Origin of the sequence: Sphingosinicella xenopeptidilytica (assembly GCF_042676985.1) — a bacterium.
Classification (GTDB): domain Bacteria; phylum Pseudomonadota; class Alphaproteobacteria; order Sphingomonadales; family Sphingomonadaceae; genus Sphingosinicella; species Sphingosinicella xenopeptidilytica.
Genome location: NZ_JBHTIK010000005.1, coordinates 487,026 through 501,676, shown reverse-complemented (window position 1 = coordinate 501,676; position 14,651 = coordinate 487,026). Strand labels below are relative to the sequence as shown.

The 14,651-nt window shown below is 64.1% G+C and carries 12 protein-coding genes; 11 read left to right on the top strand and 1 reads right to left on the bottom strand.

Going from position 1 to position 14,651, the window contains the following annotated elements; all coding sequences use genetic code 11:
* Positions 1-3 precede the first annotated feature (3 nt).
* The 9 genes from ACFQ00_RS10300 (at position 4) to ACFQ00_RS10260 (ending at position 9,783) form a co-directional block, all read left to right on the top strand.
* Positions 4-2,133 (top strand): thiamine pyrophosphate-dependent enzyme, encoded by a 2,130-nt coding sequence (locus ACFQ00_RS10300; RefSeq protein ID WP_381489945.1) that lies wholly within the window; start codon positions 4-6, stop codon positions 2,131-2,133.
* A gap of 2 nt (positions 2,134-2,135) precedes the next feature.
* Positions 2,136-3,590 carry an indolepyruvate oxidoreductase subunit beta family protein gene (locus tag ACFQ00_RS10295; protein ID WP_381489942.1) on the top strand — a complete coding sequence of 485 codons (1,455 nt, stop codon included), beginning with the start codon at positions 2,136-2,138 and terminating at the stop codon, positions 3,588-3,590.
* Between the two features lie 93 nt (positions 3,591-3,683).
* The gene (locus ACFQ00_RS10290; RefSeq protein WP_381489939.1) at positions 3,684-5,303 is read left to right on the top strand and encodes an AMP-binding protein; all 1,620 of its coding nucleotides are present in this window, start codon (positions 3,684-3,686) and stop codon (positions 5,301-5,303) included.
* Positions 5,300-6,472 (top strand): thiolase family protein, encoded by a 1,173-nt coding sequence (locus tag ACFQ00_RS10285; RefSeq protein WP_381489936.1) that lies wholly within the window; start codon positions 5,300-5,302, stop codon positions 6,470-6,472. Before ACFQ00_RS10290 ends, ACFQ00_RS10285 begins: the two co-directional genes overlap by 4 nt.
* Positions 6,469-6,795 (top strand): Zn-ribbon domain-containing OB-fold protein, encoded by a 327-nt coding sequence (locus ACFQ00_RS10280; RefSeq protein WP_381489933.1) that lies wholly within the window; start codon positions 6,469-6,471, stop codon positions 6,793-6,795. Before ACFQ00_RS10285 ends, ACFQ00_RS10280 begins: the two co-directional genes overlap by 4 nt.
* Positions 6,788-7,516, top strand: coding sequence for an SDR family oxidoreductase (locus ACFQ00_RS10275; protein ID WP_381489930.1), 729 nt, complete (start codon positions 6,788-6,790; stop codon positions 7,514-7,516). The genes ACFQ00_RS10280 and ACFQ00_RS10275 overlap by 8 nt, the downstream gene beginning before the upstream one ends.
* 22 nt (positions 7,517-7,538) lie before the next feature.
* Positions 7,539-8,831, top strand: a complete 1,293-nt coding sequence (locus ACFQ00_RS10270; protein WP_381489928.1) for an aromatic ring-hydroxylating dioxygenase subunit alpha — start codon at positions 7,539-7,541, stop codon at positions 8,829-8,831.
* A complete protein-coding gene (locus ACFQ00_RS10265; RefSeq protein WP_381489925.1) occupies positions 8,828-9,307 on the top strand; it encodes an aromatic-ring-hydroxylating dioxygenase subunit beta in 480 nt (159 codons plus the stop codon). The genes ACFQ00_RS10270 and ACFQ00_RS10265 overlap by 4 nt, the downstream gene beginning before the upstream one ends.
* A gap of 11 nt (positions 9,308-9,318) precedes the next feature.
* On the top strand, positions 9,319-9,783 hold the full coding sequence (locus ACFQ00_RS10260; RefSeq protein ID WP_381489922.1) for a MarR family winged helix-turn-helix transcriptional regulator: 465 nt from the start codon (positions 9,319-9,321) through the stop codon (positions 9,781-9,783).
* A gap of 82 nt (positions 9,784-9,865) precedes the next feature.
* Here the strand turns inward: ACFQ00_RS10260 and ACFQ00_RS10255 are convergent, their stop codons facing one another.
* Positions 9,866-12,121 carry a TonB-dependent receptor gene (locus ACFQ00_RS10255; RefSeq protein WP_381489919.1) on the bottom strand — a complete coding sequence of 752 codons (2,256 nt, stop codon included), beginning with the start codon at positions 12,119-12,121 and terminating at the stop codon, positions 9,866-9,868.
* A gap of 293 nt (positions 12,122-12,414) precedes the next feature.
* On the opposite strand from ACFQ00_RS10255, the gene ACFQ00_RS10250 reads away from it, so the two are divergent.
* Together ACFQ00_RS10250 and ACFQ00_RS10245 are read left to right on the top strand one after the other, a co-directional pair.
* Positions 12,415-13,587 (top strand): acyl-CoA dehydrogenase family protein, encoded by a 1,173-nt coding sequence (locus ACFQ00_RS10250; RefSeq protein WP_381489916.1) that lies wholly within the window; start codon positions 12,415-12,417, stop codon positions 13,585-13,587.
* A complete protein-coding gene (locus ACFQ00_RS10245; protein WP_381489913.1) occupies positions 13,584-14,648 on the top strand; it encodes an ABC transporter substrate-binding protein in 1,065 nt (354 codons plus the stop codon). Before ACFQ00_RS10250 ends, ACFQ00_RS10245 begins: the two co-directional genes overlap by 4 nt.
* Positions 14,649-14,651 lie beyond the last annotated feature (3 nt).

Below are 14,651 nucleotides of genomic sequence, written 5' to 3'. Positions count from 1 at the left end.
GCGGTGGCCGAGCGTTCCTTCGTTGCTGAAGCGCGGAAGCTGACCGCCGGGAACGGCGAGACGTTCACCGGCGAAGGCATTCTCGCCGTGACCAAGGCGCTGCTGCAATCGGGCGTGGCTTACGTGGGCGGCTATCAGGGTTCGCCGATCAGCCACCTGATGGACGTGTTCGCGGACGCGAGCGATCTCCTCGAAAGCCTCGGCGTGCATTTCGAGGCGAGCGCTTCGGAAGCGAGCGCGGCGGCGATGCTTGCGGCTTCCGTCAATTATCCGCTGCGCGGCGCGGTCGTGTGGAAATCCGTGGTCGGTACGAACGTCGCTTCGGACGCGCTTTCCAACGTCGCCTCCGGCGGCGTGACCGGCGGCGCGCTCGTCATCGTCGGCGAAGACTATGGCGAAGGCTCCTCCATCATGCAGGAGCGCACGCACGCCTTCGCGATGAAATCGCAGATCTGGCTGCTCGATCCTCGCCCCAACCTGCCGAGCATTGTTGCGGCGGTCGAACAGGGCTTCGCGCTTTCCGAAGCGTCTAGCACGCCGGTGATGCTGCAACTGCGTGTGCGGTCCTGCCACATGACGGGATCGTTCACGGCAAAGGATAACGTGCGGCCGAAGCTGACGGTGGCGGAGGCGGCCGCCGCGCCGGAGCGCGACACAAACCGTATCGTGCTTCCCCCTGCGAATTTTCTGCACGAGGTGGAGAAGATCGAAAAGCGCTGGCCGGCCGGTATCGCTTTTGTGCGCGACCACCATCTGAACGAATGGTTCGGGCCGGATGCGACGCACGGCATCGGCATCATCGTGCAGGGCGGGCTTTACAACAATCTCAACCGCGCGATGGAACTCTCCGAGCTTTCGAATGCCTTCGGCGACAGCGCGCTGCCGATCTATTGCCTGAACGTCACCTATCCGCTGATCCCCGACGAGGTAAGCGCGTTTTGCGCGGACAAGCGGGCGGTTCTGGTGGTGGAGGAAGGCCAGCCGGAATTCATCGAGCATGAACTGAATACGCTCGTGCGCCGCGCCGGCCTCGATTGCCGCATCATCGGCAAGGACATGCTGCCGCGCGCCGGGGAATATAGCGCGCAGGTGATCCGCAAGGGGCTTTCGGATTTCCTCCACGCATGGGCGCCGGAGATCGCACCGGCGAAATCAGCGGAAGACCCCCTGCCCGCGCCGGTCGCCCGGCAGATTCCGCAGCGCCCGGCAGGCTTCTGCACGGGCTGCCCGGAACGGCCGGTGTTCACGGCGATGAAGCTGCTCGAACGCGAGCTTGGCCCGGCGCACGTTTCGGCCGACATCGGCTGCCACCTGTTTTCGATCCTGCCGCCCTTCAACATCGGCAACACGACGATGGGATACGGCCTCGGCACGGCGGGGGCCTCCGCGTTTAAGCCGACGGGGAAACGCGCGATCGCCGTGATGGGCGACGGCGGTTTCTGGCACAACGGCCTCACCTCCGGCATCGGCAACGCGGTGTTCAACAAGGACGACACCGTCACCATCGTGATCGACAACGGCTATTCGGCCGCGACCGGCGGGCAGGACATCCCCTCCTCGCGCGCCGACAACAGCCGGCGGGTGACGCGCAATCCGATCGAGCGCGCCATTCGCGGCGTTGGCGGGGCGTGGGTGCGCACGATCGAACGCACCTATGACATCAAGCGGATGCGCGAGACGCTGCGCGAGGCGCTGACCGCGCCCGAGAAAGGCCCCAAGGTCATCATCGCGCAGTCGGAATGCATGCTCAACCGGCAGCGGCGCGAGAAGCCGCTGATGCGGAAGGCGGAGAAGGACGGAAAGCGCGTCGTGCGCGAGCGCTTCGGTGTCGACAGTGACACCTGCACCGGCGACCATAGCTGCATCCGGCTTTCGGGCTGCCCTTCGCTTTCGATCAAGCCCAATCCCGATCCGCTGCGGCGGGACCCGGTGGCGCACGTGGAGAACAGCTGCGTCGGCTGCGGCCTGTGCGGCGAGGTGAGCCACGCGGCGGTGCTGTGCCCGAGCTTCTACCGCGCCAGCATCGTTTCCAATCCGGGCCGCATGGAGCGTGCGTGGATGAGGATGCGGCAGGCGATCATCGGCGGTCTTCAGCGGCGCGAGACGCGCGCGCGCCTTGCCCGGGCCTTCTGACCATGCAGCAGAACCGCTTCAGCATCGCGATCCTCGCCCTCGGCGGACAGGGCGGCGGCGTGCTTGCCGACTGGATCCAGCACATAGCGCGCGAAGACGGCTGGCTGGCGCAGGGCACTTCGGTTCCGGGCGTCGCGCAGCGGACGGGGTCGACCGTCTATTACGTCGAGCTGGCAAAGCCCGACATCGGCGGGCGCAGCCCGGTGATGGCGCAGATGCCGATACCCGGCGACGTTGATATCGTGATCGCATCCGAACTCATGGAAACCGGCCGGGCGCTGCTGCGCGGCTTTTCCACGGCGGGCCGCACGACGCTGATCGGATCGACGCATCGTATCTACGCCATGTCCGAAAAGACCGCGATGGGCGACGGGCGCGGCAACAGCGATGCGATCGTGAAGGCAGCAGGCGAGCGTTCGAAGCGGTTCATCGGTTTCGATATGGAAGCGGCAGCCGACGGCACCAACAGCGTGATCAGCGCCGTGATGTTCGGCGCGCTCGCGGGAAGCGGGGCACTGCCCTTTGCGCGTGATCTCTATGAAAAGGCCATTCGCGACAGCGGCATCGCGGTTGCGACCAATCTCGCTGGATTCGATGCAGGATGGCAGGCGGCGCAGGGCGTCGTCGCGATGCCTGCGGCGGAAAGCCATGCGGTTCCCAGCGCGACGACGACGGCGGGCAAGGCACTGGAAGCGCGCGCGCGCGCCAATCTGCCCGAGACCGCAATCTCGAATGCACTGCACGGCATCCAGCGGCTGATGGATTATCAGGATGCAGCCTATGCGGAGCTATTCCTCGATAGGCTGGAAAGCGTCGCGGCGTGCGACCGGAGCCCCTTCACGCTCACCGCCGAAACCGCGCGTCATCTCGCGCTCTGGATGAGCTATGAGGATTCGATCCGCGTGGCCGATCTTAAGACGCGCGACACGCGCATCGCACGCGTGCGGGACGAAGTGAAGGCTTCGGACGCACAGCTTCTGACGATCACCGAATTCATGCACCCCCGGCTTCGCGAGATCTGCGAGATTTTGCCCGCGCGCCTTGGCCGGGGCATTCTTGAGAGCGAATTCCTTGTCCGCAGCACCTCCGGCTTCTTCACAAGCGGCAGGCACGTGGAGACGACGAGCCTGCGCTGGTTCCTCCTGCTGAGGACGCTCGCGGGGCTGCGCAGGTGGCGTCCGAAGTCGCTCCGTTTCGCCGACGAGCAGGCGCGGATCGAAACATGGCTCGACCGCGTGCGGACGGCGGCGGCGAGCGATAACGCGCTCGCCATCGAACTCGTGCGCTGCCAGCGGCTGATCAAGGGCTACGGCGACACGTTCGAGCGCGGGCTCGGCAACTTCGAACGAATCATGGCGGCACGGCCGCAGTCGGCCGAAGAGGTGAGTCGTTTGTGCGCGGCCGCGCTTTCGGATGAAGGCGGCCAGGCGCTCGACGAGGCGCTGAAAGCCGCCTGAATCGTACGCTCGTGCGTATCGCGCCATAACATAATACTTGATTATTCAAGTTTTCTGAGTATCGTTTCTGCACTGGGGAGAGGAGTTCATACCGTGGCGATCGAAGCGCGACCCTCGGTCTATCTGACCTTCGCGGCGGCAGCGGAACGCTGGGCCGAGCGCCCCTTTCTCCATGCCCCCGCGGATGCGATCGGTGAGCCCCTGCCCTTCACGCAGAGCTTCGCGGACGCCGCCGGGGCCGTTGAAGTCCTTCGGGCCGCTTACAGCAAACAGGGATACGGCAAGGGACACCGGATCGGCCTTGCGCTCGACAACCACCCCGCCTTCTTCCTGCACTTCCTGTCGCTGAACGCGCTCGGCGCGAGCGTCGTGCCGCTCAACACCGCGATGCGGCCGGAAGAGATGGCGCCGATCGTCGCGGCGGCCGATCTCGACGCCATCGTGGCATGGCCGAAACATCGCGCCATGCTGGAGAGTACGCAGATACTGAGCGGCACGACTGTACCGGTCGCGGAGCCTTCGCTTGCGGACCTCCCGCGCGCGGTGCGTACGGCGAGCGAAGACGAAACGCCGGATGCCGGCCGTGAGGCGGCGATGCTTTTCACCTCCGGCACGACGGGCAAGCCGAAGGGGTGCATCCTTTCCAACGCCTATTTCACATGGGTGGGGCATTTCTACGCGACGCTCGGCGGCTATTGCGAATTCCGCGAGGGCGAGGACCGCATCCTGACGCCGCTGCCCGTCAACCACATGAATGCGCTTGCGTGCAGTTTCATGGCCGCGATGATGACGGGAAGCTGCCTCATTCAGCTCGACCGATTCCACGCGTCGCGCTGGTGGGACACGGTGCGCGAGACGCGCGCGAGCGTGATCCATTATCTGGGCGTGATGCCCGCGATCCTGCTGCAGCGGGAGGACGAGACGGCCGATCTCTCGGTGCGGTTCGGTTTCGGCGCGGGGGTCGATCCGCGCCACCATGCGCGCTTCGAGGAGCGCTTCGGTTTCCCGCTGATCGAGGCGTGGGCGATGACCGAAACCGGCGCCGCCGCGTGGATCACCGCCAATCGCGAACCGCGCCATGTCGGCACGCGCTGCTTCGGGCGTGCGGCCGGTCATCTCGACGTGCGCATCGCGGGCGACACGGGCGCCGATGTGCCGGACGGCGAGCCGGGCGAGCTTCTGGTGCGCGCGCGCGGCGACGATCCGCGCCGCCATTTCTTTTCCGGCTATTACCGCGACCCCGCGGCGACCGAGGCGGCGTGGGAAGACGGCTGGTTCCACACCGGCGACATCGTGAAACGCGACGCCGAGGGCAATTTCTTCTTCGTGGATCGCAGCAAGAACATCGTGCGCCGCAGCGGCGAGAATATCGCGGCGGTCGAGGTGGAAGGCGTGCTGATGCAGCACGCATCCGTTTCCGCCTGCGCCGTACTGCCGATCGAGGACGAACTGCGCGGCGAGGAAGTGATGGCGCTGGTGCAGACCCATGGAAGCGCGGGAAGCGAGACGCTCGCGACCGATCTCGTGAACCACTGCCTCGAAAGGCTCGCCTATTTCAAGGCGCCCGGTTACGTCGCGTTCGTCGATCATCTGCCGACGACGGCATCACAGAAATTGCAGCGCGGCGAAATCCGCTCGCTCGGCCGCAGCCTGCACGCAAAGGGCGAGGCCTTCGATGCGCGCGCGCTGAAGCGCGCACCGAAGGCGGCATGAGCGGCGCGCGCGACTATCAGGGCGTAGCCGTGGCGTGCCCGGTGACGGTGCCCTATGCCCGACGCAGCGATAAGCCCGCGCACTGGTTCATCGGTTCGGCGCTGCGCGCGCTTCTCGATGCGAGCGGGCTCGAAAAGGACGCGATCGACGGGCTCGCGGTTTCGTCCTTTTCGCTGGGGAGCGACACGACGATCGCGCTGACCGAGCATTTCGACATGTCGCCGCGCTGGATCGAATGGCTGCCGACGGGGGGCGCGAGCGGCGTGATGGCGCTGCGCCGCGCCGCGCGCGCCGTGCAGGACGGCGACGCGAACATCGTTGCCTGCATCGCGGGGGACACGGCGGGCAGCGCCAGCTTTTCAAGCCTCGTGAAGGATTTCAGCCGCTTTTCGAGCGCCGCCGTTTATCCCTATGGCGCGGGCGGCCCCAACGGCGTGTTCGCGCTGATCACCGACAATTACATGCGCAGATTCGGTGCGGAACGCGCCGACTTCGGACGGATCGCCGTTGCGCAGCGCACCAATGCGCGCGGCAATCCCAATGCGCTGCTCGGCGCGAAACCCCTCAGCATCGACGACTACCTCGCGGCGCCGCCGATCGCCGAACCGCTCCATCTGTTCGACTGCGTTCTGCCCTGCGCGGGCGCCGAGGCATTTCTGGTGATGAGCGACGAGCGCGCGCGCGCACTCGGGCTGAAGCACGCGCGCATTCGCGGCACGATCGAGCGACACAATGCCTTCTTCGAAGACCCGCTCGCCGAGCGCGGCGGTTGGGCGATGGACCGCGACGCGCTCTACGCGCAGGCGGACCTCGGCCCCGATGCGGTCGATTGCCTGCAAACCTATGATGACTATCCCGTGATCGTCGCCATGCAGATCGAGGACCTCGGCTTTTGTGGCAAGGGCGAAGCGCCGGCGTTTCTGCGCACACACGACCTGACAGTGGAGGGCGACTTTCCGCACAACAGCTGCGGCGGTCAGCTTTCCTGCGGACAGGCGGGCGCGGCGGGCGGTTTCCTCCCGGTCGTGGAGGCGCTGCGGCAGGTGACGCGGCAACCGCTTGGGCGGCAGGTTCCCGGTGCACGCATCGCGCTCGCGAGCGGTTACGGCATGGTCACCTATGACCGCTGCCTCGCGAGCGGTGCGATGCTGCTGGAGGGGATGGCATGACGATCCGCCTTCAGACCTGCACGGCCTGCGGCGCGCACCAATATCCCGCGCGCGATCTGTGCCGCACCTGCCTGCGGGATGAACTCATCTGGGCGGAGGACAGCGGGCGCGGGCGGCTGCTTGCCGCCACGACGCTGCATCGTTCGCTCGATCCCGCCACCGCGCTCCCACTCCGGATTGGCACGGTTGCGCTTGATGCCGGTGTGCGCGTGATCGCTTTCCTCGGGCACGTTCAGCCGGGCGACCGGGTCGTCCTGCACGCCACGAGCGATGCAGAGCAGAACCAGATTTTCACCGCAGAGAGAGACCTATCCGATGCCTGATCGGAAGCACGCAATTCTGGTGACGGGCGGCAATGCCGGGATCGGCGCCGCGATCAGCCAAAGCCTTCTGGAAGGCGGCGCGCGGGTGATCAACGTGTCGCGCCGAATGCCCGATTTCACGCACGAGCGGTTGCAAACGATTATCGGCGATCTCACCGACCGCGCAGACCTTACGCGCATCTGCACCGAGGCGGCCGGGCTTAGCATCACGGGCTTCGTCCACAACGCCGGGGTGATCCGGCCCGCGCCGTTCGAAGCGGTAAAGGACGATGATCTCGATCATCTCGTCGACCTTCATCTGCGCGCGGCCATCCACATCGGGCAGGCGCTGCTGCCGGGAATGAAGGCAGTCGGTAAGGGCCGTATCGTTCTGATTTCCTCGCGCGGCGCGCTCGGCCTGCAGGGCCGCACCGCATACGCCGCGACCAAGGCCGGAATGATCGGCATGGCGCGCACATGGGCGCTAGAACTTGCTGGCCATGGCATCACGGTGAACGTCGTGTCCCCCGGTCCCATCGAAACCGACATGTTCCACGAACTGATCCCGGACGGATCGGAGCGCAAACGCAATGTCGCCGCTTCGATCCCCGTGGGGCGTGTCGGAACGCCGGAAGATGTCGCGGCGGCCGTGCGCTTCTTTCTGGGAGACGACACCGGCTTCATCACCGGCCAGAATCTTTTCGTGTGCGGGGGCGCCAGCATTGGCTCGATCACGCTTTGAATTTTGATTGGGAGGACCATCCATGTCCATCACATCAGGCCTTGTCGAAGACGACCGCGTTCATCGCAGCGTCTATACCGATCCGGCGATCTTCGAGCTGGAGATACAGAACATCTTCGGCGCGACGTGGATCTATGTCGGCCACGAGAGCCAGGTGCCGAACGACGGCGATTTCATCACCGCATCGATCGCGCGGCAGCCGCTGCTGATGGTGCGCGACAAGGGCGCGGTCCACCTGCTCTACAATCGCTGCCCCCACAAGGGCGCGCAGGTCGTGCCCGAGGGACAGGGCAACGCCCGCATGTTCCGCTGCGCCTATCACGGCTGGATCTTCCAGCGCGACGGCGCGGTACGGACCATTCCGCTCGACGACGGATACGAAGGGACGTGCATCGGCAAGCACAGCCCGGATGCGAGCATGACGCGGGTGGCGAACGTCGCATCCTATCGCGGTTTCGTCTTCGCCTGCCTCGCCAACGAAGCCCCGCCTTTTCAGGAATGGCTGAAGGGTGTCGATTCCTCGATCGACAATATGGCGGACCGCTCGCCCGAGGGCGAACTGGAGGTAACAGGCGGTGTGCTGCGCTACATGCACCGCTGCAACTGGAAGATATTCCTCGAGAATCTGAATGACCTGATGCACCCGATGGTGACGCACATGTCATCCTCCGGCACCGCACGCAGCGTCGCCAACCGGCATTTCGGCAAGGGCGAGAAACTTCCGGCGGCGATCGAGATCCTCGGGCCTTTCACCAGCAATTACGAGTTCTTCGAAGACATGGGCATCCACGCCTTCCCGGGCGGGCACAGCTATTCGGGCGGCACGGTGAGCATCCATTCGCGCTATTCGGAAATCGATGCTTACAACGACGCGATGAACGCCGCGTACGGCGAAGCGCGCGCGCGGGAAATCTTTTCGATGAACCGCCACAACACGATCGTCTATCCGAGCCTTACGCTGAAAGGCCCCATCCAGACGATCCGTGTGATCAAGCCGATCGCGGTGGATCGCACGCTCGTCGAATCCTGGACATTCCGCATGAAAGGCGCGCCCGACGAATTGCTGGAACGCTCGATCCTCTACTGCAACCTCATAAATTCCTCGGCCAATCTGGTGGGTCCGGATGATCATGAGGCATACCAGCGCATCCAGACCGGCCTGATGTCGGAAAAGGTGGAATGGGTGAACATGCAGCGCCACATGGGCAAGGAACAGCCGAACGCGGACGGCGGATGGTCGGCGATGGGCACAAGCGACCTCGTGTTCCGCAACCAGTACCGGACATGGGCCGCTTACATGGAGACCGCCGCATGAACGTCGATCTCCGTAAGGTCGAGGATTTTCTCGTCCACGAAGCGCGCCTGCTCGATGCGCGCGACTGGGCGGCATGGGATGCGCTGTTCACGCCCGACGGTATCTACTGGATGCCGGCCGCGCCGGGGCAGGATGATCCGCTGCGGCATGTCTCTCTCATCTACGAGAATGCCCTGCTCCGCGAAATCCGTATCCGCCGCTTCGCCGATACCAGCGCATTTTCGCTGCAGGGCGGCCCGCGCGGCTGGCGCATCGTCGTGAACGTCTGCATCGACGCGCGCGATGCGGAGGCAAACACGATCACCGTCAGCTCGCGGCTGATGGCAGCCGAGTATCAACGCGACCGTACCACGCGCTTCGAGGGCTTCGTCACCCACCGTCTCGTGACGGAAGGCGACTCCTTCCGCATCGCGCTGAAGCGGGTGGAGCTGCTTGACTGCGATGCCATGCGCGGAGATATCAACCTCTACCTCTAGCCGGCAGGTCGATGACAGAACAGGTGCCCAGCGCGATCTCAGCCTCCGGCGAATTCGATATCGAACGCTGGCCCTTCTACTGGCTGACGCGTGTCACCGGCCGCTATCTCCACGAGATGGAGATCGCGCTGAAGGCGCTCGGGCTCGATATTCCCCGCTGGCGCGTGCTGATGAGCCTGCGCGGCGACAAGGTGCTGAGCGTCAGCGAAATCGCCGACAACGCCATCGTCAAGCTGCCGACGATGACCCGGATCGTCCAGCGGATGCAGAGCGACGGTCTCGTCCACTGCCGCCAGAGCGCGTCGGACCGGCGCGTCACCGAAGTCGAGCTGACAGATGCGGGCAGACGCGCGGGCCAGCAGGCGTGGGCCGTGGCGGACGGCCTCTATACCCGCACATTCGGCAACATCCCGGCCGACGACGTGACACGCCTGAACCGAACGCTGCGCGCACTCAATCGCAATCTCGACGACTGACAACAGCCAACCGGGTCGAACTTCGGCCAAAGAGAAAACCTGAAAGCCCGCCGAACAGGCTTTCAGGTTTTGGTGTATAGATTCAGAAGTTCTTGCGAATGAACACGTTGATCATTCTCGGTTCGTTATAGGCGAAATAGTAGTTCCCGTTCGGGCCCGAGGTTGGAGCGTAACCGCCCGCCTGGTTGCGGCGCAGGTCGAAGATGTTTTTGACATTAATTCCTGCCGTCCACGATTCGTCCTCCCCGGTGTAGGAGAACGATCCATTGAAGAAGGCCTGCTTCCTTACGGTCAATTCAGGCGTGTTGTAGAGATCCTTGCGTGCGGATTCATACTGGCCGTCCACGCCGACCCTCCAGACACCCGCCGTATCGATCGGCAAATCCCAGGTCGCGCTGAAACCCGCCTGCCATTTGGGAGAGAACGGGAAATCGAGACCGATCAGCGTGGTTCGTCCCGCCGTGTTTCCGGGCAAGGTCGCGGTAAACGTATCGTACTTCGTTTCCAGATACGCGACCGAGGCACCGAAACGAAGGCGCTGCGTCGGCAGTGCGCTCAATTCCAGCTCGAAGCCCTGCGTGTGTCCATCGCCCGCATTGAGAAGCTGCGTGACCCTGGTGACGAGGTCTGATGCACGAACGTGGAAATCCTCGATCTCATTGTAGAAGACCGCGAGATTCGCGACCAGCGTGTTGTCGAAGAGTTTCGTCTTGACCCCGACTTCGTATGCTGTCGTCGTCTGAGGGCGGTAGGGGTTGATCGAGGCCGTCACCGTCGTTGCCCGGATATCGAAACCGCCGCTCTTGAAGCCCTGCGAATAGCTTGCATAAAGAAGCAGGTTCGGATCATGCTGATACTGCACGCTGACCTTGGGATTGAATGCCGAGAAATCGGCATTTTCGTCCGTGAAGAACCAGTTGGTCGCACTCGCGAATATCGCGTCAACGTCAGGATACGGCGTGTACACCAGAGGCACGTTGCTGCGTGATGCGCCTTCGTTCTTGAAGGATCGGTCATCGCTCGTGTAGCGCCCGCCAAGCGTCACGCTCCAGCGATCGTCGAAGCTGTAGTTCAGCTGGCCGAACGCCGCATAGCTCTCGGTCTCGAGCGCACCGCGGGAATAGACGACCTGCCCGAGGTTCGGTGTGCGGCTCGTGCCGCTCCAGCGAACGCGAAGGTCACGGAAATACTCGTAGAAATAATATACGCCGGCAACGAAGTTCCAGTTGCCGAACTCTCCGTTCAGCGTGAACTCCTGCGTGCGGTAATATTGCTTGAAGTCGGACCAGCTATCGGCGCTGACAAGGCTGATGCCGTCGTTGTCGTAGTTGATCGGGCCGTGCATCCCACGCAGCGCCGTGACCGATTTGACCGTGAAATTGTCGTCGATTTCATATTTCGCGACGAGCGATCCGCCGTAGACCGTCGTCTTGTTGAGCGGCTCCGGGTCGGCCCATGTCCGGTCGGGGTTGGTTTTGGTGCCGCTGCCGGGAACGCCATCCGGCTGATAGACTGGCGCGTAATAGCTTGGCGTCGAGCGATCCCACATCGCGTCGCCGCTGAGCGTCAGCGTCAGCCGATCGGACGGATACGCCTTCAGCTTGCCGCGAACGACGGTGAGATCGAGATCGTTCACGTCGTCGTCGAGCGTGACGTTGTGAGTCCACCCGTCGCGCGTATGACGGATCACGGAAATCGAGCCGTCGAGAAGCTCCGGAACGATCGCGCCGTTCAGGCGCAGCCGCGCATCGAAATTGTCGTAGTTGCCGAGCGAAAGCGAAGCGCTGCCACCGAACTCGCTGGTTGGATCCTTGGTGATGAAACGGATCGCGCCTGCTGCGGAGTTGCGACCGTAGAGCGTCCCCTGCGGGCCGCGCAGGACTTCCACGCGCTCGAGATCGGGCGTGTCGTAGAGCGACCCCACCGTGCGCGCGAGATAGACGTCGTCCACGTAAACGGCGACTGTCGGCTCCGGGAACGTATCCGTCTCACCGATACCGCGCATTGCGTAAGTCTGCGTGGTGTAGGCGGTTGAGCGTTTGGGCGCGAGAAGACCCGGAATGCGGCCGGAGAGATCCCGGAAAGTGGAAATATCCTGCTGCTTGATCAGGCTTTCATCGAATGCCGTGATCGCGATCGGAGTCTTCTGGATGTTGCCCTCGCGGCGTTCGGCGGTGACAACGATATCGGCGAGACCGTAGCGATCGGCATCAGCATCAGCCTCGGCGTCGACTTCGGCCGCAACCGCAGATGCCAGTGGGAAGGCGGAACTGACGACGCCCGCCAGAAGAATTCGCGTACGATATGCACCCCAACGGGTGCCAGAACGAATGGCCAATTTGACCCCCTTTTCAGATGAAATGGAAAAGAATGGTCGAGACCACTAGGCAGAAAGGATGGCGCTCACAAATTGGAAGACGCTAACCAACTATGATTATGGCAAATAGTCAAAAGGGTGGGATGTATATGGGAATCTCATCTGACTATTTGCATTGCTTCATTGATCATGGACCCCGTGCAATCGAACTATGATTCATTGTTAAGCCCATATTTCGAAAACTTCTTTGATCGCGAATTGCGTTGCACCGATATGGGATGTCTGATTCCTCTGACATTGGCTTTCAAGACGCGATGACCCACCTGCATTCCGATGTTCTTTCCGCGCTTCATCGCATAGCGCCGGACTTCGCCGACGTTGCGGCTGCGCACGATCGCAGCGGCGACTTTCCGGAGAGCAACGCAAGAAAACTCCACGAGGCCGGCATTCTCGGCCTAGCGGCGCCGCGCGACCTTGGCGGGAAGGAAGCCGACCTTCCCACCGCGCTCACCGTGGTCCAGTCGATCGCGCGCGACGACCCGTCTTCCGCGCTTGTTCTCACCATGACATGGCTGACCCTGCGCGGCTTCGGCGAACGGGCGGAATGGCCTGAACATCTTCGCCGCCGGATCGTCGCCGACGTTCTCGATAACGGCGCGCTGGTCAACTCGCTGCGCGTCGAGCCCGATCTCGGCACCCCCGCGCGCGGCGGCCTTCCCGCAACCATCGCGCGCCGCGATGGCGACCAGTGGCGCATCAGCGGACGCAAGATCTTCTCGACCGGATCGACAGCGCTCACATGGATGCTCGTCTGGGCGCGGAACGATGATGACGATCCCAAGGTCGGGTCGTTCCTCGTTCACCGTTCGGCGCCGGGAATCCGCATAGAGCCGACCTGGGACCACCTCGGAATGCGCGCGACAGTGAGTCACGACGTGATCTTCGAGGATGTGCCCACGCCGCTCGATCATGCGCTCGATCTGCGCCCGCTCGCGCATGTGCGCAGCTTCTCCCCGGAATTCGCCGCGTGGGGGAGCACGCTCGTCCCCGCGATCTATGATGCCGTCGCGCAGTCCGCACGCGACTGGTTCGTGGGCTGGGCGAACAACCGCGTGCCGTCCAATCTCGGCGCGCCCGTATCGAGTCTCTACCGCTTTCAGGAAGGGATCGGCAGCGTCGACGCGCTGCTGCTCTCGAACCGCGTGCTGTTGCAGGCCGCCGCGCGCGGCGAGCTCGGCGCGACCGAACTGCCGCTGCTCAAGTATCTCGTGACCGAAAATGCGATCTCCGTGGTGGAGCGGCTCGTCGCACTCTCCGGCAACCCCGGCCTGTCGCGCAGCAACCCGCTCGAACGCTATCATCGCGATGTGCTGTGCGGCCGTATCCACACGCCGCAGGCGGACGTCGCGCTCGGCGGCTCCGGCCGCGCGGCATTTTCGGCCGCGGCCAACAAGCCGGTCGAGCCCATCGGCGTAGCCGTCCCATGAGCATCGACCCCGACGACGACATCGTCGAACCCGCCCCCAAACCGGCCAAGCCCTGGCTCAGCCGCCGGGAGCTTATCGGCGGCGGCGGCCTGCTGGCGGCGGGTGCGCTCGGCTATGGCCTGTGGAGCCGGCAGCCCGTCGAAACACACACGGCGTCCGGTCTCCGCAAGGTCCGCCTCGCGTGGAACGCCAATGCGATCTGCCTTTCGCCCGCACTGGTGGCGAAGGAACTCGGCATCTACGAACGCAACGGCCTCGACGTCGAACTCCTGAACTTCGCGGGTTCGACCGACCAGCTGCTGGAAGCCATATCGACGGGCAAGGCCGAGGCCGGGGTCGGCATGATCATGCGCTGGATCAAGCCGCTAGAACAGGGCTTCGACGTAAAGCTGATCGGCGGCACGCACGGCGGCTGCATCCGCATGGCCGGGTCGCGGCGCGCCGGGATCACGAACGATCCGCGCAGCCTGCGCGGCAAGACGGTCGGTCTCAGCGAGATTTCAGGGTCCGGCCGCAACACCTTCGCCGTGCTGCTGAAAGCCCACGGCATCGATCCCAACACCGAAGTGGAGTGGCGCGCCTATCCGCAGCCGCTGCTCGGCGAAGCGATCCGCAAGGGCGAAGTGCAGGCGATCGCGGATTCCGATCCCATCCTGTACCTGATGCAGAAGCAGTCGGACGGCGACCTCGTCGAGGTGATGACGAACCTCACGCAGCCCTGGCACAACCGGGTCTGCTGCGTTCTCGGCGCGTCCGGCGATTTCGTCCGTTCGGACAGGACGGCAGCGAAGATGCTCGCCATGTCGCTGGTGAGCGCGGCGCAGCTTTGCGACGAGAACCCGGAGAAAGTCGCCCGCATCTTCGCGCCCTATGCCAAGGCCAGCGTCGAGGACATCGTCTGGGTTCTGAAATCGCAGACGCATGATCGCCATCCGGTGGGCAAGGATCTGCACGGGGACATCGCGCTCTACGCCAATGAACTGCGCGATGTCGGCGTGATGAAGGCGAACACCGAAGGGCGCGCGTTCGCCGACCGGGTCGTCGATGACCTCTTTGCATGAGAC

What these genes read in the sequence shown, in the direction of transcription:
- ACFQ00_RS10265 (WP_381489925.1), top strand. Translation starts at nt 8,828, where the DNA reads ATGAACGTCGATCTCCGTAAGGTCGAGGATTTTCTCGTCCACGAAGCG.
- ACFQ00_RS10275 (WP_381489930.1), top strand. Translation starts at nt 6,788, where the DNA reads ATGCCTGATCGGAAGCACGCAATTCTGGTGACGGGCGGCAATGCCGGG.
- ACFQ00_RS10280 (WP_381489933.1), top strand. Translation starts at nt 6,469, where the DNA reads ATGACGATCCGCCTTCAGACCTGCACGGCCTGCGGCGCGCACCAATAT.
- ACFQ00_RS10250 (WP_381489916.1), top strand. Translation starts at nt 12,415, where the DNA reads ATGACCCACCTGCATTCCGATGTTCTTTCCGCGCTTCATCGCATAGCG.
- ACFQ00_RS10270 (WP_381489928.1), top strand. Translation starts at nt 7,539, where the DNA reads ATGTCCATCACATCAGGCCTTGTCGAAGACGACCGCGTTCATCGCAGC.
- ACFQ00_RS10260 (WP_381489922.1), top strand. Translation starts at nt 9,319, where the DNA reads ATGACAGAACAGGTGCCCAGCGCGATCTCAGCCTCCGGCGAATTCGAT.
- ACFQ00_RS10245 (WP_381489913.1), top strand. Translation starts at nt 13,584, where the DNA reads ATGAGCATCGACCCCGACGACGACATCGTCGAACCCGCCCCCAAACCG.
- ACFQ00_RS10285 (WP_381489936.1), top strand. Translation starts at nt 5,300, where the DNA reads ATGAGCGGCGCGCGCGACTATCAGGGCGTAGCCGTGGCGTGCCCGGTG.
- ACFQ00_RS10295 (WP_381489942.1), top strand. Translation starts at nt 2,136, where the DNA reads ATGCAGCAGAACCGCTTCAGCATCGCGATCCTCGCCCTCGGCGGACAG.